Origin of the sequence: Pseudoroseicyclus aestuarii (assembly GCF_003217255.1) — a bacterium.
GTDB lineage: Bacteria > Pseudomonadota > Alphaproteobacteria > Rhodobacterales > Rhodobacteraceae > Pseudoroseicyclus > Pseudoroseicyclus aestuarii.
The window spans coordinates 18,284-40,697 of the sequence record NZ_QJTE01000003.1 but is presented as its reverse complement, the minus strand read 5'-3'; the positions used below and the strand labels follow the sequence as shown (position 1 = coordinate 40,697).

The following is a 22,414-nucleotide window of genomic DNA, read 5'->3' as shown; positions in this document are numbered from 1 at the left end:
GGCCCGCGCTGCCGCATGGGCAAGAGCGGCGGGCGGTGCCCCATTGCGTTGCGTTTCGCACGCGCGCAGCCTATCTCGGGGGCTGTCTCGCGACCCCATAGATCGGAACGGCCGCCGCCATGAACTGGATCACGAATTACGTCCGCCCGCGCATCACCTCGATGTTCGCCCGCCGCGACGTGCCCGAGAACCTGTGGACCAAGTGCGACGAGTGCGGAACCATGCTGTTCCACCGCGAGCTGGCCGAGAACCTGAACGTCTGCTCGAACTGCGGGCATCACATGTATATCGCGCCGCGCGCGCGCTTCACCTCGCTCTTCGACGGCGGCACCTTCACAGAGGTCAAGGTGCCCGAGCCGGTGGTCGATCCGCTGAGCTTCCGCGACACGAAGAAATACTCCGACCGCATCCGCGACGCCCGCAAGAAGACCGGCGAGAAGGAGGCGATGCTCGTCGCCACCGGAGAGCTGGGGCGCATGCCGCTGGTCGCCGCCGCGCAGGACTTCAACTTCATGGCCGGCTCGATGGGCATGTACGTCGGCAATGCCATCGTCGCCGCCGCGGAGACGGCGGTAAAGCGCAAGGCGCCGCTGGTGCTGTTTTCCGCCGCGGGCGGCGCGCGCATGCAGGAAGGCATCCTGAGCCTGATGCAGATGCCGCGCACCACCGTCGCGGTCGAGATGCTGCGCGAGGCGGGCCTGCCCTATATCGTCGTGCTGACGCATCCGACGACGGGCGGCGTCACCGCCTCCTACGCGATGCTGGGCGACGTGCAGATCGCCGAGCCGAACGCCCTGATCTGCTTTGCCGGGCCGCGCGTGATCGAGCAGACCATCCACGAAAAGCTACCCGAGGGGTTCCAGCGCGCCGAGTACCTGCTGGATCACGGCATGCTCGACCGGGTGACGCCGCGCGGCAAGCAGCGGGACGAGCTGATCGACATCCTGCGGATGCTCATGGGCCTGCCGCCGGCGATCAAGGCCGACCTGCCGCCCCCCGCCACGCCCGAGCCGCAGGGCGATCCGGTGACGTTGAGCGAGCCCGCCGCCGAGGAAACCGCCGGCCTGCCCGCCGAGGCGCCGAAGCCCGCCGAACCGGCCCCTGCCGAAGCCCCGGCCAAGGCGGCGGAGACGCCTGCCAAGCCCGCCGCCAAGGAGGCTGACAAGGACGCCGGCAAGACCAGGGCACCGTCCAAGAAATGACGGCCCCGGCGCCCGCAGCGCCCGCCTCCTCGGACAGGCTCTCGTCGGACAGGGTCCTGACGCGCCTGATGGGCCTGCACCCCAAGGTCATCGACCTCGTGCTGGACCGCGTCTGGCACCTGCTGGACCGTCTGGACCACCCCGAGCGGCGGCTGCCGCCGGTGATCCACATCGCCGGCACCAACGGCAAGGGCAGCACGCAGGCGATGATCCGCGCCGGGCTCGAGGCGCAGGGCGGTCGGGTCCATGCCTATACCTCGCCGCACCTCGCGCGGTTTCACGAACGCATCCGCCTTGCCGGTCGCCTGATCGACGAGGGCGCGCTCTCGGCACTGCTGGAGCGCTGCGAGGCCGCGAATGGCGGCGCGCCGATCACCTATTTCGAGATCACGACCTGCGCCGCCCTTCTCGCCTTTGCCGAGACGCCGGCAGACTGGTGCCTGCTCGAGGTGGGGCTGGGCGGGCGGCTCGACGCGACCAACGTGGTAGAGAGGCCGGCGCTGACGGTGATCACGCCCGTCGACCTCGACCACCAGCAGTACCTTGGCGAGACGCTGGCCGAGATCGCGGGCGAGAAGGCCGGCATCCTCAAGCGCGGGGTGCCCTGCGTCGTCGGCCCGCAGCACGAGGACGCGCTCGCCGTGATCGAGGCGCGGGCCGAACGGCTGGGCGCGCCGCTTCTGGCCCGTGGCCAGCACTGGCACGCCTGGGAAGAGCGCGGGCGCCTTGTCTTTCAAGACGAGCGCGGGCTGCTGGATCTGCCGCTGCCCGTGCTGCCCGGACCGCACCAGATCCTGAACGCCGGGGCCGCGCTGGCCGCGCTGCGCCACCTCGGGGCGGGGGAAGAGGCCTGCGAGGCCGCGGTCACCCGCGCCGAATGGCCCGCCCGGATGCAGCGCCTGCGCTTGGGCCCGCTGGCCGAGGCCGCGCCGCGCGCCGAGCTCTGGCTCGACGGTGGGCACAATCCGGCGGCGGGCGCGGCGCTGGCCCGCACGCTCGAGGCCCTGCCCCCGCGCGAGACGCATCTTGTCTGCGGCATGCTGAACACCAAGGATATCGCCGGCTACCTGCGCCCGCTCGCGAGCCAGGCGCACAGCCTGACCGCGGTGTCGATCCCCGGCGAGGCCAATACCATCCCCGCCGCCGAAACCGCCGGGGCCGCCCGCGGCGTCGGGCTGCCAGCGCAGGAGGCCGAGACCGTGGCAGAAGCCGTCGAGAGCATCGTCCGCCAGACGCCCGAGGCGCGCATCCTGATCTGTGGATCGCTCTACCTTGCGGGCGCCATCCTGCGGGAGGGCAACGCATGAGGGCCCTGATCGCCGCCCTCACGCTCGCCGCCGCGCCCGCGCAGGCCGAGAGGCTGCATTTCTGCTGGGTGGGCGAGGCCGGCTTCACGATGACCGGCAGCATGGTGGTGCCGGACGATCGCCTTGATGGCGGCATCGTCACCGAAGAGGACGTCACCGCCTTCGCCATCGTCGGCTACCGGGACGGACGGCAGGTCGGCAAGTGGAGCCTGCGGGAGATGGAGCCTGAGACCAGCTGGGTGCTGACCTTCGACAGCGAGGCCATGGAGTTCGTCATGCCGGGCACCAGCGAATCGCAGGCCTGGAACGCCAACGGCGCGGTGAACGACTGCGGCAATCCCGGCTTCGGCTTCAACGCCGGCAACGGCGGGCAGGATGTCTGCGTCGACGGGGTCTTCGAATACGACAGCACGATCGAGCCGACCACGCCGCTCCCGGCCTCGCGCGCGGCGGTCGATCCGCTGTGCTGCGGGCGCGAGTTGATCGGCTAGCCGCCCCAGCCTTCGCCCTGCATCTCGCGCAGGCGCGAGGCGGTGCGGGCGAACTCGAAGGCACCCTCGCCCTCCTTGTAGAGCGAATCGGGCACATCGGCGGCCGAGAGGATCAGCCGCGTCTTCGCCTCGTAAAGCGTGTCGATCAGCGTCACGAAGCGCTTCGCCTCGTTGAAGTTGTCGCGGCTGAGGCGCGGCACGTTCTCGAGGATCAGCACCCGCACCGCCTCGGCCAGCGCGAGGTAATCCGCGGCCCCCAAGGGCCGGCCGCAGAGATCCCAGAAATCCGCCCGCGCCACCCCGGCGGCCAGACCGGGCAAGGGAACGGCGCGGGTGCCGACCTTGAGCACCGCGGGCTCCATCGCCGCGCCGCCCGTCAGCTCGTCCCAGAGCTTCGCGATGGCGGCGCGCGCCTCGGCATTGGCGGGGGTGAAGTAGCGGCCCGACTGCGCCAGCACGCCGCTGCGCCAATCCTCGTCCGAGGCAAGCTCCAGCACCTGAAGCCGCTCCTCGATCCTGGCGATGAAGGGGGTGAAGAGCTGCCGGTTCAGACCGTCCTCGTAGAGATCCTGCGGCGGCCGGTTCGAGGTGGTGACAACGGTCACGCCCAGATCGTGCAGCTTGTCGAAGAGGCGGCCCAGAATCATCGCATCCGCGATATCGGTCACCTGCATCTCGTCGAAGGCCAGAAGGCGCAGCCCCTCGCCCATCTCTTCGGCCACCGGGGTCAGCGCATCGTCGAGGCCCTTCTCGCGCGCCGCCGTCAGGCCTTTCTGCACCGCCTGCATGAAGGCGTGGAAATGCCAGCGCTGCTTCGGCGCCTCGACCGAGGCGACGAGCATGTCCATCAGCATCGACTTGCCGCGCCCGACCCCGCCCCAAAGGTAAAGACCCTGCGCGGCCTCGGGCTTGCGCCGGCCCAGAAACCCGCGCCTCACCGGCTGCTCCAGCGCCGCGCGCACCCGCTCGAGCGCCGGCAGCACCGATTCCTGCGCCGGATCGCGCGTCAGCCGGCCATCGGCCACCCGCGCCTCGTAGTCTTGCTGTATCGTCATCCGCCCGGCTTAGCCGCGCCGGGACGTGGCGCCAAGCGGCTAGCCGTGGTCCCGCGCGCCGAAGATGGCAGAGCCGACGCGGACATGGGTGGCGCCGTGCGCCACTGCCGTCTCGAAGTCCCCGCTCATGCCCATCGACAGGCCATCCAGCCCGTTGCGCGCGGCAATCTCGGCCAGCATGGCGAAATGCGGCGCCGGGTCTTCCTCTGCCGGGGGGATGCACATGAGGCCGACGACGGGCAGGTCCATGCCGCGACAGTCGCCGATGAATGCGTCGGTATCCTCCGGCAGCACGCCGGCCTTCTGCGGCTCTGCCCCGGTGTTGACCTGCACGAAGAGGTCGGGCGACTGCCCCCGCTCCTGAGCCAGCCGGGCCAGTGCCGTGGCCAGCTTCGGCCGGTCGAGCGAATGGATGGCCGCGGCCATCTCGACCGCGGCGCGGGCCTTGTTGGTCTGCAGCGGGCCGATCAGGTGAAGCGCCACGTCCGGATAGCGCGGCAGGAGGGGGGACCAGCGATCCTGCGCCTCCTGAACCCGATTCTCGCCAAAGAGGCGATGCCCCTGCTCCAGCACGCCCAGGACCCGCTCCTCTGGTTGCACCTTGGAGACCGCGATCAGGGCGACGGCATCCTCGGGGCGTCCGGCAGCCCGTGTCGCGGCAGCCAGACGTTCACTTATGTCGTTCAAGGGCATTGGATTTTTTCCAAATGGACAATGGATCGGGGCGCCGAGGGGGCTGTGTGTCCATGCTGCATCATTTCATCGCGGCTCCGGTTCCACGGGGCCAAATAACTTGTGCGTGCGTACCTCGGCAGGCGATGAACCTGCCAATGCTAGCGCGCCTGGCATACGTGGGAATGCAAACACGAGGGAACCAACATGAAACGCATCCTCCTCGCTTCGGCTTCGATCGTCGCCTTCGCCGGCGCCGCCGCTGCTGAAGTCGACATCTCCGGTTCGGCCGCCATCGGCTGGAACGACGATTTCAAAGAAATCGACACCGGCGAAGAAGGGTTCTACAACGACTTCGACTTCGACTTCAACTTCACCCAGGAGCTGGACAACGGCCTGACCGCCGCCGTCCGCATCGGCTTCGAGTACGTCGACTCCGACACCGGCACGATCGACAACGGCCACGACGACTTCGGCTCGTTCACCGACGACAACTTCCTGCTGTCGCTGACCGCCGACATGGGCGCCATGTACTTCGGCGACACCTCCTTCGCCGCCGAGACCTACTGGAACGGCGTCACCAACATGGCCGCCGATGACTTCTCCGAAGCGGACGGCGAAGTCGTTCTGCGCGGTGAGTTCACCTGGAACGACATCACCTTCGGCACCAGCTGGCTGATCCACAACGACCAGGTTGCCGGCGAGAGCGCCACCGGCGTTGGCCTCGGCACCGGCAACATCGACCAGGGCTCCATCGGTGCCCAGGGCGAATTCGGTGGCTTCACCTTCTCGGCCGCCTACCAGGAAGAAGCTGACGAGAGCTACGGCGCCGGCTACAACGGCGACTTCGTCGAAGACGAAGTCTTCGGTCTGGCCGTCGGCACCACCTTCCGCGGCTTCGACGTGACCCTGGCCTATGCCGATCACGACGGCGAAGGCTCCTCCACCGGCCTCGAGGCGACCTTCCCGGTCGGCCCCGTGTCGCTGACCGCCTTCTACGTCCTGAACGACGAAGACGGCGCCGCTGACTACGACGACAACTACGGTCTCGAAGTTGCCTACGCCTCCGGTCCGTTCGCTCTCTCCGCTCGCTACCACGACGGTGCCGACGAAGAGATGGGCGTCGAGGGTTCCTACACCATCGGCAACGGCCTGATGGCCTACGCCGGCTACGTCGACGAAGGCGATGCCGCCGACGGCAGCGACCAGTCGTCCTACTACTACGTCGCCGGTGAGCTGGACCTCGGCAACGGCGCCTCGCTGCTGCTGTCCTACGCCGACGTCGACGACGTCGCGACCGCCGACACCGACCTCGACGAGATCGGCGTCAACGACTACCTGCTCGGCACCACCCTGCAGGTCTCCTTCGACTTCTAAGTCGAGGCGGATTGCACGATCCATGCGAGGGGGCGGCCATTGGCCGCCCCCTTTGCTTTGCGGCAGGGGCACCTTGTGACGCGCCCGCCCCTTCGCTACAGATCGGGCGCGATTTCACGCCGAAAGGGGCCTACATGCCGTCGATGCCGCGCAGCCTGCGCCTGACCGCCATCCTTGCGCTGTGCCTAGGTCTTGCCGCCTGCGGCGGGCGCAATCCGGCAGGCGGCCCCTCTGCCGAAGCCGTCGCCGTTAACCGCTACCTCTGGACGGCCTCGCTGGATGTGCTGGACTTCCTGCCGGTGCAAAACGTCGATCCCTTCACCGGGGTGATCACCACCGGCTACGGCACCCCGCCGGGCGGCAGCCAGCCCTACCGCGCCGTGATCCACGTCAGCGACCCGGCGCTCGATGCCCGCGCGCTCAGCGTCGCGCTGGCCACGCCCGCGGGCCCCGTCGCCCGCGACACGCAGATCGCGGTCGAGAACGCGATCCTGTCGCGCGCGCGGCAGCTTCGCATCGCCGACGGCTACTGAACCGCCGGGCCGGGCCACCTGCCGGTGGCCCTTGCCTCACCTGTGAAGTAGGACCCCATCCGGGCCGCCCCGCCAGGCCGGTCGGCCCGCAGCCGCAGCCGGGAGACCCACGCATGTCGCGTTACGACGCCGCCACCATCGAAGCGAAATGGCAGACCGCCTGGGACGAGGCCGGGCTGTTCCGCGCCGCCCGCGGCGAGAGCAAGCCGAAGTACTACGTCCTCGAGATGTTTCCCTACCCCTCGGGGCGCATCCACATGGGCCACGTGCGCAACTACACGATGGGCGACGTCATCGCCCGGCACAAGCTGGCCACAGGCCATGCCGTGCTGCACCCGATGGGCTGGGACGCCTTCGGGATGCCGGCCGAGAATGCGGCCATGGCCAATGGTGGCCACCCCAAGGACTGGACCTATTCCAACATCGACCAGATGCGCGCGCAGATGAAGCCGCTGGGCTGGTCGCTGGACTGGAGCCGCGAATTCGCGACCTGCGATCCCGAGTACTACGGCCAGCAGCAGGCGCTGTTCCTCGACATGCTCGAGAAGGGCCTGGTCTACCGCAAGAACGCGGTGGTGAACTGGGATCCCGTCGACATGACCGTCCTCGCCAACGAGCAGGTCGAGAACGGGCGCGGCTGGCGCTCCGGCGCGGAGGTCGAGCGGCGGGAGCTGACGCAGTGGTTCTTCCGCATCAGCGCCATGGCCGAGGACCTGCTGGAGTCGCTGGACGGCCTCGACGACTGGCCGGCCAAGGTCAAGCTTATGCAGGCGAACTGGATCGGCCGGTCGCGCGGGCTCGAGATGGCCTTCGAGGTCATCGACCCGCCCGCGGGGCACGAGCGGATCGAGGTCTATACCACCCGGCCCGACACGCTGATGGGCGCCAGCTTCGTCGCCATCTCGCCCGATCACCCGCTGGCCCGCCAGCTTGAGGCGGGCAATGCGGAGGTGGCCGCCTTCTGCGCCGAGGCGCGGCGCGGCGGCACCACCGAAGAGGCGCTGGAGACCGGCGAGAAGCTGGGCTTCGATACCGGGCTGACGGTCAAGCACCCGCTAGACGCGGGCTGGGACCTGCCGGTCTGGATCGCGAACTTCGTCTTGATGGACTACGGCACCGGCGCCATCTTCGGCTGCCCGGCGCATGACCCGCGCGATCTGGAGTTCGCGCGCAAGTACGAGCTGCCCGTCACCTCGACCTTCGCGCCCGCCCATGCCGAAGAGCATCAGCCCCCCGAGGAGGGCGGGCCCGCCTACGTCCCGCCCAAGACCGAGGAGGTGCGCTACCTGCGCGCCTATGCGGGCGCCGAGGCGCAGACCGGCGCCGACGCCATCGACGCCGCCATCGCCTATTGCGAGAGCCACGGCATCGGCACCGGCGTCACCCGCTTTCGCCTGCGGGACTGGGGCCTGTCGCGGCAGCGCTACTGGGGCTGCCCGATCCCCGTCGTCCATTGCGAGGCCTGCGGCACGGTCCCGGAAAAGAAAGAGAACCTGCCCGTCCGCCTGCCGGACGACGTCTCCTTCGACGTGCCGGGCAACCCGCTGGACCGGCACCCGACCTGGCGCGACGTGCCCTGCCCCGCCTGCGGCAAGCCCGCCAAGCGCGAGACGGACACGATGGACACCTTCGTCGATTCGTCTTGGTACTTCGCCCGCTTCACCGCGCCGCGCGCCACGACCCCGACCGAGGCGGAGGACATCGATTACTGGATGAACGTCGATCAATACATCGGCGGCATCGAGCATGCGATCCTGCACCTGCTCTACTCGCGCTACTTCATGCGGGCGATGAACGAGACCGGCCATGTCCCCGCCAGCGCGCGCGAGCCCTTCGATGCGCTCTTCACGCAGGGCATGGTGACGCATGCGATCTACCAGACCCGGCGGACGCAGGATGGCCGGATCCAGTACCACTATCCCGAGGAGGTGGAGCTGCGCGAGGGCCGGGCCTTCCTCAAGGACGGCGGGCAAGAGATCGAGATCGTCCCCTCGGCCAAGATGTCAAAGTCGAAGAACAACGTCGTCGATCCCAATGCCATCGTGCAGCAGTTCGGCGCCGATGCCGCGCGCTGGTTCGTGCTGTCCGACAGCCCGCCCGAGCGTGACGTGGAATGGACCGCCGCGGGCGCCGAGGCCGCGGCCCGTCACCTCGCCCGCGTCTGGCGCATTGCCGAAGAGGCCGCCGAGGCCACCGGCGAGGGCAGCAAGGACGAGGACGAGGCGCTGATGCGCGCCCTGCACCGCACCATCCGCGACGTGACGCTGGGCGTGGAAAGCTTCGGCTTCAACGCGGCCATCGCCCGGCTCTATGCCTTTACCGGCCAGCTGCAGAAGTCCGGCGCGGGCGCCGAGGCGCGGCGCGAGGCCGCGCGCGTGCTGGCGCAGCTCATGGCGCCGATGACGCCGCACCTGTCGGAAGAGATCTGGCATATGCTGGACGGCAAGGGCTTTGTCACCACCGCCGCCTGGCCGGTGGCGCAGGAGGAATGGCTGGTCGAGGACAGCGTGACCCTGCCGATCCAGATCAACGGCAAGCGCAAGTCCGAGATCACCGTGCCCAAGGACATGGCGAAGGACGCGATCGAGGCGCTGGTTCTGGAAGAGCCCGCCGTGCAGAAGGCGCTGGACGGCGGCAGCCCGAAGAAGCTGATCGTCGTGCCCGGCCGTATCGTCAATGTCGTCGTCTAGGGCGCTGATCCTCGCCGCGGCGCTGGTCGCGGGCTGCGGCTTTCAGCCGGTGCTGGCCCCCGGCGGGGCCGGCGCCGCGCTGCGCGGGCAGACCACGGTCGAAGTGCCGGCGGATGTGCTCGGCTACCGGCTGCGGCAGCACATGCTGGACCGGCTGGGCCGGGGCGAGGCGGCGCGTTTCGCACTGTCCATCGACAGCCGCAGCACGATCGAAAGCGGCGCCGTGACAGGGGACAACGCAACCACGCGCTACCGCCTTGTCGGCACCGCCGACTATGTCCTGCGCGATGCCGCCGGCGCGGTGCTGGCGCAGGGCAACGTGGAAAGCTTCACCGGCTATTCCGCCACCGGCAGCACGGTGGCCTCTGCCGCCGCCCGCACGGATGCCGAATCGCGGCTGGCGGTGGCGCTGGCGGACCTGATCCTCGCCCGCCTCTATGCAGCGGCGCCCGCGTCATGAAGCTGTCGACCCGCGATGCCGCCGCCTGGATCAAGCGGCCCGATGCCAAGGCCGCCGGCGCGCTGCTGTACGGCGGCGACGCGATGCGCGTCTCGGACAAGCGGCGCGCGCTCGTGCTGGCGATGACCGGCCCCGAGGCCGAGGCCGAGATGCGGCTGACCCGGCTGACGGCGGCGGACCTGCGCAGCGATCCCTCGCAACTCGAGGATGCGATGCGGGCGCAGGGCTTCTTCCCCGGCCCGCGCGCCGTCACGGTCGACGGTGCGACGGACGGTCTCGCCGATCTGATCGGCAGCGCGCTTTCGGGCTGGCAGCCCGGCGACGCGCAGCTGGTGGTGACCGCCGGCAGCCTTCCCGCCCGCTCGGCCCTGCGCAAGCTGTTCGAGGGGCAGCGCGCCGCTGTCGCCATCGCGCTTTACGACGACCCGCCCAGCGGCGAGGAGATCGGCGAGATGCTTCAGGCCGCGGGGCTGAACAGCATCGCCTCCGAGGCGCGGGCGGCCCTGGGCGGGCTGTCGAAGTCGCTCGATCCGGGGGATTTCCGGCAGACCATCGAGAAGCTGGGCCTCTACATGCATGGCGAGGCCGCGCCCGTCACGCCAGAGGACATCGCCGCCGTCGCCCCCCGCTCGGCCGAGGCCGAGATGGACGACCTTTTGACCACGGTGGCCGATTCGCAGGTCGACGGCATCGCACCGCTGCTGGCCCGCCTTTACGCGCAGGGCGTGCAGCCGGTGACGTTGTGCATCATGGCGCTGCGCCACTTCCGCGCGCTGCATGCCGCGGCCAGCGATCCCGGCGGCGCTGCCTCGGGCGTGGCCAAGCTGCGGCCGCCGGTCTTCGGGCCAAGGCGCGACGTGATGATTCGGCAGGCCGGGCGCTGGCGGCGCGAGCGGCTGGAGCAGGCCATCGCCGTGCTGCTGGACACCGACCTGTCGCTGCGCATGGCGCGCCCGGTGCCGCCGCAGGCGCTGGTTGAACGCGCCCTGATCCGCCTCGCGATGCTGCAGCGCGGCCCCGCCCGCTAAGGCAGCCGGCCTCCCCACAGGTCCGATCGAACGAGATCCTGCCAGCAGGCGCAGGCGCCGCGTCATGCTCGCCGAGCACGGCCCGCGGGACGCAAACCGCTGGCCGGAAACGAAAAAGGGCGACCCCGAGGGGCCGCCCTTTCCGCGTCAAAGACGCCGAGAGACTTACGCGTCGTCTTCTTCGGTGTCGGTGTCGTCGTCGTTGTCGTCCGACGAAGCGGCCAGAGCGACCAGACCGGCAACGGCGACGAGCGGAACGATGTAGCTCCAGCTGGAACGCTGCACGGGGGCGGCGGGCTCGGCCACGACGACCGGGGGCTCGACGACTTCAACGGCCAGGCCGCCGGCCATGGCGGAGGTGCCGATGAGCGAGGTGGCCAGAGCGGCCGAAATCAGAGTCTTCGTGAGGCGCATGTCTCTACTCCAGTTGATAACAAAGCGTTACAGGGGTCATAGCGCGGGTCCCAAGGGCAGACAAGCCGCATGGTTGACCGCCCCCCCGGCTTGGGCACTTCACGGCCGGGTGCTACGCAAATATGCAACAGTCGGCGTGACGTACTGGCGCGATGTCAGGATGGTTCCGTCCTGATCCAGCCAATAGAGGTTCTGGAAGGCGACGCTCTCGCCCTCGCAGCTTTCGCTGAACTTGCGCGCGGTGACCGTCCGGCCCAGCAATTCCACCGCCTCGTTGCCAGCAGGGGCGATGACGCAGTCGAACTCGGCCCGGATGATCTGGTCCAGATCGCTCAGCCGGTCGTGCACGCGCAGCGCGCGTCCGCCGCCGGCGTTCAGCGCGGCGCGCACCTGCCCGGTATCGGCGCCCATCAGATCATCCAGAAGGCCGCGCGTCGCGACGAGGATCCCGTCCTCGTATGCGAGGGAATAGCCCGACTGGCCGATGAATGTTTCCCGGTCGCCGTTGTCCTGCACCTTCACGGCCGCCTCGACGATGCCGAGCGTCCGCGCCTCGACCGCGAGAAGCGATTCGGGATCGGGAGCCTGCCCCTCGGGCACGCCCGGAAGGGTGGCGGCCGCCTCGCCGGAGGCGACCTCGAGCGGGCCTCGCCCGACGAGCAGCGGGCCGACCCGCCCGGCGATCTGTCCGAACAGGCCCGGCGCTTCGCCCTGGCCGCAGGCCGCGAGGGTGGTCAGGGCCAGCAGGGCGGGAATCGTGATACGCGTCATCATCATCTCCAGAACCGGCCCATGCCGTCGTTCAGATCGGACAGGTGCCCGTCGCGGACCTCGTCGTAGAGACGCCCGTCGATTCGCACACGAGAGCCGCCGTCCCGCGTCAGCGAGGCGAAGCTGGTGTCCACTTCGCGCCGGCTCGGCGTGCCGATGACCCAGTCGAGCGGGATCGTCAGGCGCAGGCCCTTGTCGAAGGAGCCTTCGCCGAACTGCTCGGCCGAGATGTCGGTGCGGGTGACATAGCCGCCCAGGCGCCAGCCGTTCTCGAACTCGCGCTCGACGGTGAAGGTCGCGCCCCAGTCCCCGGCGAGGTAGCGGCCCGCATCGACCTGCGTGTAGAAGCCATTGCCGATGTCGTAGTAGGCCGAGGCATGGCCGGTCACGACGTCGTAGTCGCGGAAGGCAAGGCCGCCGTCGAATTCTCGCTGGCGGGCGTAGTTCACCTCGAGCCCGAGGCCGAGCCGGCTGTCGACCGGCTTCCACAGGATCTCGCCCGAGACGCCGCCGTACATCCGCTCGAAGTAGCCGATCGTCGCGCGGCTGTAGAGGTTGCGGCCGGGGCGGCCGTAATGGGCCAGCGTCAGCTCGGTGATCGCGGTGGTGCCGCGGTCGGAATAGACAGCCGTATCGGTGCGCACCGGGTAGACCGGGGCGCTGTCGACATCGACCCCGCCGACCTCACCGTCGCTGTCGTTGCTGGTGTAAAGGCGCTGGCGCAGTTCGAAGGAGGCGAAGAGATTGGGCGTGAACTCGTAGCTTGCCGTCAGCTTCAGGCCCGCCGACAGCTTCACCGGGTTCGTCGCGTCGAAGAAGCTGAGGCCGGTGTAGGGGCTGATCCCCCAGTCGAAGCGGTCGTCGGTGCGCGGCAGCTGCGTCAGCCCGGCGGCAGTCCCCGCGTCCCGCAGGTGGAGCCGCTCTGCGATCGCCTGCGTCGCGCCGGCCTCGTTCTCCAGCGCCTCGATGTCGCTGCGGCTGAGGGTGACGGCGGAGAGCGGGATGCCAAGGCGCATCGGCTCGAGCGTGAAGGTCTCGACCGACGGCGGCAGGCCCTGCGTCAGCAGCCGGGCGATGCGGCCCATGGCCTGCGCTTCGGCCCGGTAGCGCTGGTTGGTGTAGCGTAGCCGCACGCTGCGCTCGGTCAGCTGGATGGAGTCGAGGTCGACGCCTTCGGTGCGCAGGGCACGCTGCAGCGTCTCGCCGATCTCGACCTCGCTGATGGTCGCGCCGGACCAGCTGCGCGCGGCATCGGCATCGGCGCCGCGCACCGCGACCGGCGTCGGCGCCGGGTCGAGGCCGCCGTCGAAGGGGCGGTTGGTCGGGTTCAGCGTCACCGCGCCGCGCAGCGCCAGCTCACTGCCGTAAAGGTAGGAGGCGCTGAGGTGGATGGTCGGCACCGGGCGATAGGTCACGCCGAAGTTGAAGGGAGAGGATCGGTCGATCAGCCCCAGCGCCGTCTCCTGCTCGTAGGCGTCCGAGGAATACTCCAACTTGAACACCAGCTTCTCGGTCGGAACGTATTCCACCCCGCCGAAGAGAGCCGCATCGCCGTGGAAGTACTGGTCGAAGTCCAGGCTGCCACCCTCGCCGAAGTCGATGATGTCGCGCTCGTCGAAGTCGTCGCTGATCAGGCCCAGCGGGTTGTCGAAGCCGCCGTCGCTGCCGAAGCGCCCCCAGCCCAGGCCCACCGTGGCGCGGATGGAATCGCCGAAGGTCTTGGTCGCCGTGACGTATTCCGCCCCGTAGGCGCCAGTGCCAAGGAAATCCTGCAGGCCGACGGCGATCGCCGGCATCACGTCGCCCTCGTCGGTGATCCGGTAGCGCAGGTCGAAACTGCGGTCGTAATAGGTGCCTGAGCCGGGCGCCGGCTGGCCCGGCAGGTTGTACCCCTCGAGCCGCGAGTAGCGGAAGGTCGCGGAGAAGCGCTCCGTCGCCTGGAAGGTCAGTTGGTTGCGTTGCTGACCGTCGAACCAGGACACGATCGCCGCGATCTCGCCCTCGTCGGCGCTGATCGCGCTGGGCATCTCGATCAGGCCGGGCGTGCCGTACTGGCTATAGGTCACGGCGCGGTCCTGCGCCGCCAGCGGCGCGCCGCACGACAGGGCAAGACATGCTGTACAGCTCAGCAGGCGCGGTCTGAGGGACATCGGTTCCGGAGGCTCCTTTAAATCTCGGGCCACCCTAGTCGGAAGGAGGGCCCGAAGGAAAGCAGGTCTGCCGGTCTGCAGCGGCATCCGGCTGCCCCCGCAGCAGCCAGTCCGCCGCCGCCCTGCCCGCCAGAAGCCCGGTCGCCATGCAGGCGGTCAGAAGGTAGCCGCCGGTCGGCGCCTCCCAGTCCAGCATCTCGCCCGCGGCGAAGGTGCCGGGCCGCGCCTTCAGCATCAGCGCCTCGTCCAGCGCCGCGAAGCGCAGGCCCCCGGCGGTCGAGATCGCCTCGTCCAGCGGGCGCGGCCCCTCCAGCGGCACCGGCAATGCCTTGATCAGGGAGGCCAGTGCCGGCGCCTCGGGCGGCAGCGGGCGCGCCAGTTCCTGCAGCAGGGCGATGGCGGCGGGCGGCAGGCCGGCCTTGCGCAGCCGCTGGCCCGTGCTGTCGCCGCGGCGCCCGGCCTCCAGCCGCCGGGCCAGCGCCTCGGGCGCGAGATCGGGCGCCAGGTCGATACGCAGCGGCGCCCCCTCCCGCAGCGCGGCGGAGACGGCGTAGATGGCGCCCCCTTCCAGCCCGCTGCGCGAAATCACCAGCTCGCCCCGCGCCTGCACGGTGCCCGCCTGCAGCACGACGTTCTTCAGGGGCGCGCCGAAGTGCCGCGCCATATGGGCCGACCAGGGCCGCAGGAAGCCCATGTTGGCCGGCTTGAACGGCGCCGCATCCGCCCCGAAGCGCGCCGCCCAGGCGCCGTCCGATCCCAGCCTGCGCCAGCTTGCCCCGCCCAGCGCCAGCACGGTGACGGCGGGGCGCAGCGCCAGCGCCCCCTCGGGCGTGTCGAAAAGCACCGCCTCCCCGTCCCAGCCGGTCCAGCGCCAACGCGTGTGCAGCGTGACCCCGGCGCCCCGCAGCCGCGCCATCCAGGCCCGCAGGAGGGGCGAGGCCTTCATCGCGCGCGGAAAGACCCGGCCGGAGGTGCCGGTGAAGACTGGCTGTCCCAGCGCCTCGGCCCAGGCCATGGCCTGAACGGGGCCGAAACGGTCCAGCGCCGCCCGCAGTGCCTCGGGCGCATCGCCATAGGCGCCGAGGAAGCGTACCGCATCCTCCTCCTTGGTCAGGTTCAGGCCGGATTTGCCGGCCATCAGCAGCTTGCGCCCGAAGGTCGGCATCGCCTCGGCCACCGTGACCGCCAGCCCCTGCTCCGCCAGCGCCTCAGCGGCCATGAGCCCCGCCGGCCCGCCGCCAATCACCAGCGCCTCGCGGGCCGCGTTTTCTGCCTGCTGTGCCACTACACGCTCTTTCCGCGGGCCCCATATCGCGGGGCATGTCAGTCGATGAACACGGGGCCGAGGAAATCCCGGCCTGCGCGCTCTGCGGCCGGCCGATCCCGCCCGGCGTGCCGCAGAGTCTGCACCATCTGGTGCCCAAGCTGAAGGGCGGCACCCATGGGCCGACCGTCCTGCTGCATGCGATCTGCCACCGCGAGATCCACGCCACCCTGACCGAGGCAGAGCTGGCGCGCGCCTATGCCACGCCAGAGGCGCTGCGTGCGCACCCTCGCCTCGCGAAATTCGCCGCCTGGGTGGCGAAGCGCCCGCCCGAGTTCAACAGCAAGGTCCCCGGCGCCCGCCGCACCCGCGGCAAGCGCCGCTAGGCGCCGGGCGGGACGGCCGCCCCTGCGGCCCCGGCGACGGGGGGCTCGATGCCCCCCGCCGCCGGTCCCCCTCGGGCCGGGCAAGGGAACCGCCCTTCGCAGCGCCGGTTGACGTGGCTGAACCGCAGCATCCGGAGCCACCCCATGTCCAGAACCACAGCCTTCGTCCTTGGCGGCAGCGCCGGCGTCGGTCGCGCCGTCACCGAGGCGCTGGTGCGCGCCGGCTACCACGTCGGCGTCATCGCCCGCGGGCAGGAGCGTCTCGACGCGCTCGAGGCCGAGTTTCCCGGGCGGGTGGCGACCGCCGCCGCCGATGTCGCCGATGCCGAGGCGCTGGGTCTTGCCGTCGAAGGCCTCGTGAACCGCATCGGGCGTCCCGGGGTCTGGGTGAACTCCGCGATGATCACCAGCTTCTCTCCCTTCGAGGAGATGGCCGTCGAGGAATTCGACCGCATCGTCTCCGTTACCTTCCTGGGGCAGGTCAACGGCACCCGCCTCGCGCTGCGCTGGATGGGCGAGGGGCGGATCGTCTCGGTCGGCTCCGGCCTGACGCAGCGCTCCGTGCCGCTGCAATCGGCCTATTGCGCCTCAAAGCACGCCATCGACGGCTTCCTCTCGGCGGTGCGCTCCGAGCTGATCCATGAGGGCCGGCCGATCACCATCAGCCAGGTGCTGCTGCCGGCGGTGAACACGCCGCAATTCGACTGGGCGCTGAACCGGCTGACGGAGAAGCCGCAGCCCGCCCCGCCGATCTACCAGCCCGAGGTCGCGGCCCGCGGCGTGATGCGCGCCATCCGCACCGGCGCGCGCGAGATCTGGGTCGGCACTTCGGTGCTCAAGCTGATGCTGGGCCAGGCGGTCGCGCCGGGCTGGATGGATCGCAAGATGGCCCGCATGGGCTGGTCGATGCAGTACTCCGGCCGGCCCGAGCCGGGCGGGCGGCCCAACAACCTCGATGCGCCGGTCGATTTCCCCGAACGCGGGCCGGGCAGCTTCTACCCTGCCCGCGCCCATGGCAGCTTCGACCATCGCGCCAAGGCGCGCGGCCCCATCGTCAACGGCGACAGCCTGCGCAGCGCCGCCGTCGCCGCGGTGCCGCTGGTGGGTCTGGCCGCCGGCCTTCTGGCCTTCACAGCCGCCAAATCGCTCCGGTCAGAGGGGGGAGCCCCCCATCGACCGCTCCGCTCGCGTATTCCGGGGCGCCGGAAGCCGCTTCAGGCGCCCTATGTGGCGCGTCCTCCGAGAAGTTGAAGACGGCGCGCCAGCGCCCTGCCCCGGTGGTGATCGTCAGCCGCAGCACCTGATCCGTAGCCTCGACCTCGAGCGCATCTGGCACCTCCCATCCATGCGCGCGCCGCGCCGCCAGCGCGGCGCGCGTCGCGTGCAGGACGCTGTCCTCGTCCCCCTCCTGCGCGGCCCGGCTATGGCCGGCCTGCCAGCGCATCGGCAGCCATGACGTTCCGGTGGTAAAGCCCCAGCCGCCGCTGCCATCATCCTCGAGCCAGGGGATCGGCACCCGCGCCCCCTCGCGCCCCGGCCCGTCGGGCCAGTAGAGCCTGTCGTAGTAATCCCCGTTCTCGCTCTTTTCGAGGTGCGGCTGCGGCAGGCCCAGCTCCTCGCCCTGGTAGAGGATCAGCGCCCCGGGCAGCACCGCCCGCAGAAGGGCGAGGAACTTCGCCCCGCGTGGCCCGCCATCGCCCAGCGAAGAGGCCGAGCGCGGCTGATCATGGCTTGAGAACCACCAGGGCAGGCGGAACTGCCCCTGCATCGCGTCGATCAGCGCGGCCAGCGCCTGCGGATCGCGCCCCTTCTCGACCGGATCGGTGGTATAGCAGGCATTCAGGCGGTGCGGCTCGGAAAACGACAGCGCCAGCTCGACAGAGTTGTTGCCGGCGGTGCTCTCGCCCATCAGCCACAGGTGCTCTCCGGCCCAGTCGCGCAGGTTCTCGGCATAGGCGGCGCCGTCGCCGGGCAGGATGTCGTAGACGTGGTCCTGGTAGGTATAGGGGTTGAAGGCATCGCCCGAGACGCGGGCCTTCACCTCGGGGCTGGCGGGGGGATTGTCCTCCATCCCGTCGAAGAGGAAGGAGGTCACGGCATCGAAGCGAAAGCCGTCGACGCCCCGGTCCACCCAAAATTTCAGTGTCTTGCGATGCTCTTCCTTCACCCGCGGGTGGCGCAGGTCCAGCGAGGGCTGGCAGGCGAGGAACTGGTGGAAGTAGTACTGCCGCCGCTTGTGGTTCCACATCCAGCCGGGCTCTCCGAACTGCGAAAGCCAGTTGTTGGGCGCCGTGCCATCAGGCTTCGGATCGCGCCAGACGTAGTATTCGGCGCAATCCTCGTCGCCCGCGATCGCACGCTCGAACCAGGGATGCTCGCAGCTGGTGTGGTTCAGCACCTGATCGATCAGCACCTTGAGGCCCAGCTCATGCGCCCGCGCCAGCAGCCGGTCGAAATCCTCGAGCGTGCCGAGCCTTTCATCGACGGCGCGGTAATCGGTGATGTCGTAGCCCCCGTCGTCCCAGGGCGAGGGGTAGAAGGGTCCGATCCAGATCGCGTCGACGCCCAGCGCCGCGATCGCCTCCAGCCCCTCGGTCACGCCGTTCAGATCGCCGATCCCGCTGCCCGTCGTGTCGCGAAAGGAGCGCGGGTAGATCTGGTAGATCGTCGGCGCGGGGGCCAGCGGGCATCCTGTCATGAATCGTCCAATTCTCTTGCATCACCGCCGGGGCTACGAAGCACGGCCCGCATCGGATCGCCGCCTCACGCCGAGGTGCGCGGCACCCGCCGCCCCTCGTCCCCGCCTCCGGCTGCTCTACCTGTCCTGCCATGCTGCTTACAGTCCGCGACCTGAAGAAAACCTATCCCGGCGCCGAGGGGCCCGCCCCCGTCCTGCGGGGCGTCGATCTCGATCTCGCCGCGGGCGAAAGCCTCGCCCTGACCGGAGAGTCGGGCAGCGGGAAATCGACGCTGCTGCACCTCGTCGGCGGGCTGGACCGGCCCGATGGCGGGCAGATCGCGCTGGACGGGGAGGAGCTTTCAGTGCTCGACGATGCAGGACGCGCGCGGCTGCGGCGCGGGACGGTCGGCGTGATCTTCCAGCAGTTCAACCTCATCCCCTCGCTCGACGTGGCGGCGAACATCGCCTTCCAGGCCCGCCTCGCCGGGCGGCACGATGCCGCCCGCGACGCCCAGTTGGCCGAGGCGCTGGGCCTTGCGCCGCATCTGGCGAAGTACCCCGAGCAGCTGTCGGGCGGGCAGCAGCAGCGCGTGGCCATCGCCCGTACGCTTTCGGCGGCGCCGCGCCTCGTGCTGGCGGACGAGCCGACCGGCAACCTCGACGAGGCGACGGCGGCCCATGTGCTGGAGGCGATGCTCGCGCTGGTCACGGGCAGCGGCGCCGCGCTGCTGATGGTGACCCACAGCCAGGCGCTGGCGGCGCGGCTGGACCGGCGGCTGCACCTGACGGGCGGACGGCTGGCGTGAACCGCGCCGTCCTCTCTGCCCTTCTGTCGCATTGGCGCCGCGCGCCGCTGCAATTGCTGACGCTGGTGCTGGGTCTCGCGCTGGCCACCGGCCTCTGGACCGGGGTGCAGGCGATCAACACCGAGGCGCGGTCAAGCTACGATGCCGCCGCCGCCACGCTTGGCGAAGGCGCCTACGATCAGCTCGTGCCCGAAGATGGCGGCAGCATCGCGCAGGAGACCTACGTCGCGCTGCGCCGCGCCGGCTGGCAGGTCAGCCCTGTCGTCGAGGGGCGGCTGGCCGGCCAGCGGCTCGTCGGGATCGACCCGCTGACGGCCCCCGGCGCTCTGGCACCCGTGCAGGTGGACGGCGCGGATATCGCCGCCTTCCTAGGCGCCGGAGAGATCTTCGGCCGCCCCGAGGTGCTGGAGGCGCTGCCCGAGACGGGTGCCCGGCTGGTCCCCGATCCGGGTGCGGCGCCGGGCACCGCGCTGACCGACATCGGTCTTGCCCAGCGCCTGCTGGACCGCGATGGGCAGATCGACCGCCTTGTCGTCGCGCCGGGCCAGCCGCTGGGCCGGCCGCCGCTGGCCGAGGTGGCGCCCGCCCTCGTCCTGCGCCCGGCGCAGGACGGATCGGACATCGGGCGCCTGACCGACAGTTTTCACCTGAACCTGACGGCCTTCGGGCTGCTCGCCTTCGCCGTGGGCATCTTCATCGTGCACGGCGCCGTGGGCCTGTCCTTCGAGCAGCGGCGCCCGATGCTGCGCACCCTGCGCGCGCTGGGGGTGCCGCTGCGGCGGCTGCTGGCGCTGATGGGGGCCGAGCTTCTGGGCCTCGCGCTGGTCGCGGGCATCCTGGGCGTGGGGCTGGGCTGGCTGATGGCGGCGCTGCTTCTGCCGAATGTGGCGGCGACGCTGCGCGGGCTTTACGGGGCCGAGGTGGCGGGCACGCTGGCGCTGCGGCCCGGCTGGCTGCTGTCGGGGCTGGCGGTGGCGCTGATCGGCACGGCGCTTGCCTCGGCCTCGGCTTTTGCGCGGCTGGCGCGGATGCCGCTTCTGTCCGGCGGGCAGCCGCGGGCCTGGGCCATGGGCGCGGCGGGCGGGCGGACCGTGCAGACGCTGGCGGCGCTGGCGCTGTTGGGCGCGGCGGGGGCGCTGGCGCTTTGGGGAAAGGGGCTGATCGCTGGCTTTGCTTGCCTTGCCGCGCTGCTGCTGGGCGGCGCGCTGGCGCTGCCGCTGCTGCTGGGCCTCGTGCTGGGCGCCGGGGAGCGGGCGGCGAAGGGCCCGCTGGCGCAGTGGTTCTGGGCCGACAGCCGCCAGCAACTGCCGGGCCTCAGCCTTGCGCTGATGGCGCTGCTGCTGGCGATGGCGGCGAATGTGGGCGTCTCGACCATGGTCTCGTCGTTTCGGCTGACCTTCACCGCCTTTCTCGACCAGCGCCTCGCGGCGGAGCTCTACGTTCAGGCCGCAGACCCCGCGCAGGCCGAAAGGATCGAGGCGATCGCCGCCCCCGCCACGCGGGAGATCCTGCCGCTGGCCAGCGTCGACAGAGAGCTTGAGGGTGCGCCGGGCCAGGTCCAGATGGCGCGCGATGCGCAGACCTACCGCGACAACTGGCAGTTCCTGCGCGCGGTCCCCGGCGTCTGGGACAGGCTCGCGGCGGGCCAAGGCCTGCTGGTGAACGAGCAGCTGTTCCGCCGCGCGGATCTGGACCTGGGCGATGCGCTGGAGGTCGCGCCGGGGCGGGCGCTGCCGGTCATCGGCGTCTACGGCGATTACGGCAACCCCTCGGGCGAGGCGATCCTCGGCGAAGAGGCCTTCCGCCGCCTCTACCCCGACGCCCTGCCGCTGCGCTTCGGCCTGCGCCTGCCCCCCGATCAGGTGCCGGCGCTGCGCGCGGCGCTCGAGGAGGCCGGGGTGCCGCAGGCGGCGATGACCGACCAGGCCGCGCTCAAGGCCTTTTCGCTGGGCGTCTTCGAGCGGACCTTCTCCGTCACCGCGGCGCTGAACGTGCTGACGCTGGGGGTCGCGGGATTTGCCATCCTGATGAGCCTGCTGACGCTCGCCGCGATGCGGCTGCCGCAGCTTGCCCCCGTCTGGGCACTGGGGCTGACGCGGGCGCGGCTGGGCCGGCTCGAGTTGATCCGCGCCGTCCTTCTGGCGGCGCTGACGGCGCTGGCCGCCCTGCCGCTGGGGCTGGCGCTGGCCTGGATCCTGCTTGCGGTCGTCAACGTGGAGGCCTTCGGCTGGCGGCTGCCGATGACGCTGTTCCCTTGGGACTACGCGCGGCTGGGCTTGCTGGCGCTGCTGGCGGCGCTGCTGGCGGCCGCCTGGCCCGCCTGGCGGCTGGCACGGACCCCGCCGGCGGCCCTGCTGAAGGTCTTTGCCGGTGAACGCTAGATACGAAAATGGCGGCCCCGAGGGGCCGCCATTCCTGTTCCGATACGGGCGGGCCCAGAGGCCCGCGCGATCAGAAGCGGTAGGCCGCGCGGACCTGAACCATGTCGGTATCGAGGTCGATGTCGGTGTTCTCGACTTCGTCGAACTGGTTGCGGGTGTATTCCGCGCCGACCGAGAAGCGGTCGGTGACGAGGTAGTCGGCGCCGATGCCGTAGGTGACGCCGGTTTCCGAGATGTCACCGATCGCGGTGTTATCCAGCGAGACCTGAGCCGCACCAACGGTCAGGTAGGGCAGGAAGCGGCCGGCGTCGTAGCCCATCTTGGCGCGCAGGCGCGTCAGGTCGGCATCTTCGTCGAGACCGTCGACGTCGACGGTGTTGTAGTCCAGCTCGCCGCCGAGGACGAAGCGGCCGAAGTCGCGCTGGTAGCCGGCGAAGGCGCCGTAGGCGTCGAAGTCGGCGTCGAGGTCAGCGACGGCGCCATCGGTTTCGGCATTGCCCTGGCCGTACTGCAGACCGGCGTAGAAGCCGGACCAGTCGGCGACGGTTGCGACGGGCGCCGGGGTGGCGACGACGGTCGGCTCGGGCTGGACGGTGGGGGTGGCCATGCCGCCGGCGAAGGCTGCGGTGGCGGTCAGCGGCAGAGCGATAAGTGCTGCGACAGATTTCATCGTTTCTTCTCCTTTTGGATCGACAAGGAGGCATTTATGAAACCAGGCGGAAGGTTAAAGAGGCCGGCGGTTCCGGG

The 22,414-nt window shown here is 70.4% G+C and carries 19 protein-coding genes and 1 pseudogene; 12 read left to right on the top strand and 8 right to left on the bottom strand.

What is annotated here, in order from left to right; genetic code table 11:
- The first annotated feature begins 119 nt into the window (after nt 1-119).
- Genes accD through DFP88_RS09425 form a run of 3 tightly spaced genes read left to right on the top strand, consistent with a single transcriptional unit; the run spans nt 120 to nt 3,000 of the window.
- Nucleotides 120-1,202 (top strand): acetyl-CoA carboxylase, carboxyltransferase subunit beta, encoded by a 1,083-nt coding sequence (gene accD, locus DFP88_RS09435; protein ID WP_110814251.1) that lies wholly within the window; start codon nt 120-122, stop codon nt 1,200-1,202.
- Entirely contained in the window at nt 1,199-2,509 is a 1,311-nt protein-coding gene (locus DFP88_RS09430) for a bifunctional folylpolyglutamate synthase/dihydrofolate synthase (protein ID WP_110814250.1), read from the top strand. The genes accD and DFP88_RS09430 overlap by 4 nt, the downstream gene beginning before the upstream one ends.
- Complete coding sequence (locus DFP88_RS09425; protein WP_110814249.1) at nt 2,506-3,000, top strand: hypothetical protein; 495 nt, start codon at nt 2,506-2,508, stop codon at nt 2,998-3,000. The genes DFP88_RS09430 and DFP88_RS09425 overlap by 4 nt, the downstream gene beginning before the upstream one ends.
- Here DFP88_RS09425 and zapE read toward each other — a convergent pair.
- Together zapE and DFP88_RS09415 are read right to left on the bottom strand one after the other, a co-directional pair.
- Entirely contained in the window at nt 2,997-4,055 is a 1,059-nt protein-coding gene (zapE, locus tag DFP88_RS09420) for a cell division protein ZapE (RefSeq protein ID WP_110814248.1), read from the bottom strand. The genes DFP88_RS09425 and zapE overlap by 4 nt on opposite strands.
- 39 nt (nt 4,056-4,094) lie before the next feature.
- Nucleotides 4,095-4,748, bottom strand: coding sequence for a YggS family pyridoxal phosphate-dependent enzyme (locus tag DFP88_RS09415; protein ID WP_110814247.1), 654 nt, complete (start codon nt 4,746-4,748; stop codon nt 4,095-4,097).
- A gap of 186 nt (nt 4,749-4,934) precedes the next feature.
- On the opposite strand from DFP88_RS09415, the gene DFP88_RS09410 reads away from it, so the two are divergent.
- The 5 genes from DFP88_RS09410 (at nt 4,935) to holA (ending at nt 10,815) form a co-directional block, all read left to right on the top strand.
- The gene (locus tag DFP88_RS09410; RefSeq protein ID WP_110814246.1) at nt 4,935-6,104 is read left to right on the top strand and encodes a porin; all 1,170 of its coding nucleotides are present in this window, start codon (nt 4,935-4,937) and stop codon (nt 6,102-6,104) included.
- A gap of 134 nt (nt 6,105-6,238) precedes the next feature.
- Entirely contained in the window at nt 6,239-6,637 is a 399-nt protein-coding gene (locus tag DFP88_RS09405) for a DUF3576 domain-containing protein (RefSeq protein WP_110814245.1), read from the top strand.
- Between the two features lie 113 nt (nt 6,638-6,750).
- Nucleotides 6,751-9,327: a leucine--tRNA ligase gene (leuS, locus tag DFP88_RS09400; RefSeq protein ID WP_110814244.1), complete on the top strand. Its 2,577-nt coding sequence runs from the start codon at nt 6,751-6,753 to the stop codon at nt 9,325-9,327.
- The gene (gene lptE / locus DFP88_RS09395) at nt 9,314-9,787 is read left to right on the top strand and encodes an LPS assembly lipoprotein LptE (RefSeq protein WP_110814243.1); all 474 of its coding nucleotides are present in this window, start codon (nt 9,314-9,316) and stop codon (nt 9,785-9,787) included. Before leuS ends, lptE begins: the two co-directional genes overlap by 14 nt.
- Complete coding sequence (holA, locus tag DFP88_RS09390; RefSeq protein WP_110814242.1) at nt 9,784-10,815, top strand: DNA polymerase III subunit delta; 1,032 nt, start codon at nt 9,784-9,786, stop codon at nt 10,813-10,815. The genes lptE and holA overlap by 4 nt, the downstream gene beginning before the upstream one ends.
- Before the next feature lie 165 nt (nt 10,816-10,980).
- Here the strand turns inward: holA and DFP88_RS09385 are convergent, their stop codons facing one another.
- The 4 genes from DFP88_RS09385 to DFP88_RS09370 form a co-directional block, all read right to left on the bottom strand.
- Complete coding sequence (locus tag DFP88_RS09385) at nt 10,981-11,229, bottom strand: hypothetical protein (RefSeq protein ID WP_110814241.1); 249 nt, start codon at nt 11,227-11,229, stop codon at nt 10,981-10,983.
- Between the two features lie 99 nt (nt 11,230-11,328).
- Complete coding sequence (locus tag DFP88_RS09380) at nt 11,329-12,000, bottom strand: YjbF family lipoprotein (protein ID WP_181418610.1); 672 nt, start codon at nt 11,998-12,000, stop codon at nt 11,329-11,331.
- Nucleotides 12,001-12,002: 2 nt separating this feature from the next.
- Nucleotides 12,003-14,150 carry a YjbH domain-containing protein gene (locus DFP88_RS09375; RefSeq protein ID WP_110814239.1) on the bottom strand — a complete coding sequence of 716 codons (2,148 nt, stop codon included), beginning with the start codon at nt 14,148-14,150 and terminating at the stop codon, nt 12,003-12,005.
- Nucleotides 14,151-14,184: 34 nt separating this feature from the next.
- The gene (locus tag DFP88_RS09370; RefSeq protein ID WP_110814238.1) at nt 14,185-15,435 is read right to left on the bottom strand and encodes a TIGR03862 family flavoprotein; all 1,251 of its coding nucleotides are present in this window, start codon (nt 15,433-15,435) and stop codon (nt 14,185-14,187) included.
- Nucleotides 15,436-15,470: 35 nt separating this feature from the next.
- On the opposite strand from DFP88_RS09370, the gene DFP88_RS09365 reads away from it, so the two are divergent.
- Together DFP88_RS09365 and DFP88_RS09360 are read left to right on the top strand one after the other, a co-directional pair.
- The gene (locus DFP88_RS09365) at nt 15,471-15,800 is read left to right on the top strand and encodes an HNH endonuclease (protein WP_110814237.1); all 330 of its coding nucleotides are present in this window, start codon (nt 15,471-15,473) and stop codon (nt 15,798-15,800) included.
- A 144-nt stretch (nt 15,801-15,944) separates the two neighbouring features.
- The gene (locus tag DFP88_RS09360; RefSeq protein WP_110814236.1) at nt 15,945-17,051 is read left to right on the top strand and encodes an SDR family oxidoreductase; all 1,107 of its coding nucleotides are present in this window, start codon (nt 15,945-15,947) and stop codon (nt 17,049-17,051) included.
- Between the two features lie 106 nt (nt 17,052-17,157).
- Here the strand turns inward: DFP88_RS09360 and DFP88_RS17330 are convergent.
- Nucleotides 17,158-18,498: pseudogene (locus DFP88_RS17330) on the bottom strand (alpha-amylase family glycosyl hydrolase); the annotation flags it as partial.
- A gap of 131 nt (nt 18,499-18,629) precedes the next feature.
- On the opposite strand from DFP88_RS17330, the gene DFP88_RS09350 reads away from it, so the two are divergent.
- Together DFP88_RS09350 and DFP88_RS09345 are read left to right on the top strand one after the other, a co-directional pair.
- Nucleotides 18,630-19,286: an ABC transporter ATP-binding protein gene (locus DFP88_RS09350; protein ID WP_110814234.1), complete on the top strand. Its 657-nt coding sequence runs from the start codon at nt 18,630-18,632 to the stop codon at nt 19,284-19,286.
- Complete coding sequence (locus tag DFP88_RS09345) at nt 19,283-21,667, top strand: ABC transporter permease (RefSeq protein WP_110814233.1); 2,385 nt, start codon at nt 19,283-19,285, stop codon at nt 21,665-21,667. The genes DFP88_RS09350 and DFP88_RS09345 overlap by 4 nt, the downstream gene beginning before the upstream one ends.
- 70 nt (nt 21,668-21,737) lie before the next feature.
- Here DFP88_RS09345 and DFP88_RS09340 read toward each other — a convergent pair whose 3' ends face one another.
- Nucleotides 21,738-22,337: an outer membrane protein gene (locus tag DFP88_RS09340; protein WP_110814232.1), complete on the bottom strand. Its 600-nt coding sequence runs from the start codon at nt 22,335-22,337 to the stop codon at nt 21,738-21,740.
- Nucleotides 22,338-22,414 lie beyond the last annotated feature (77 nt).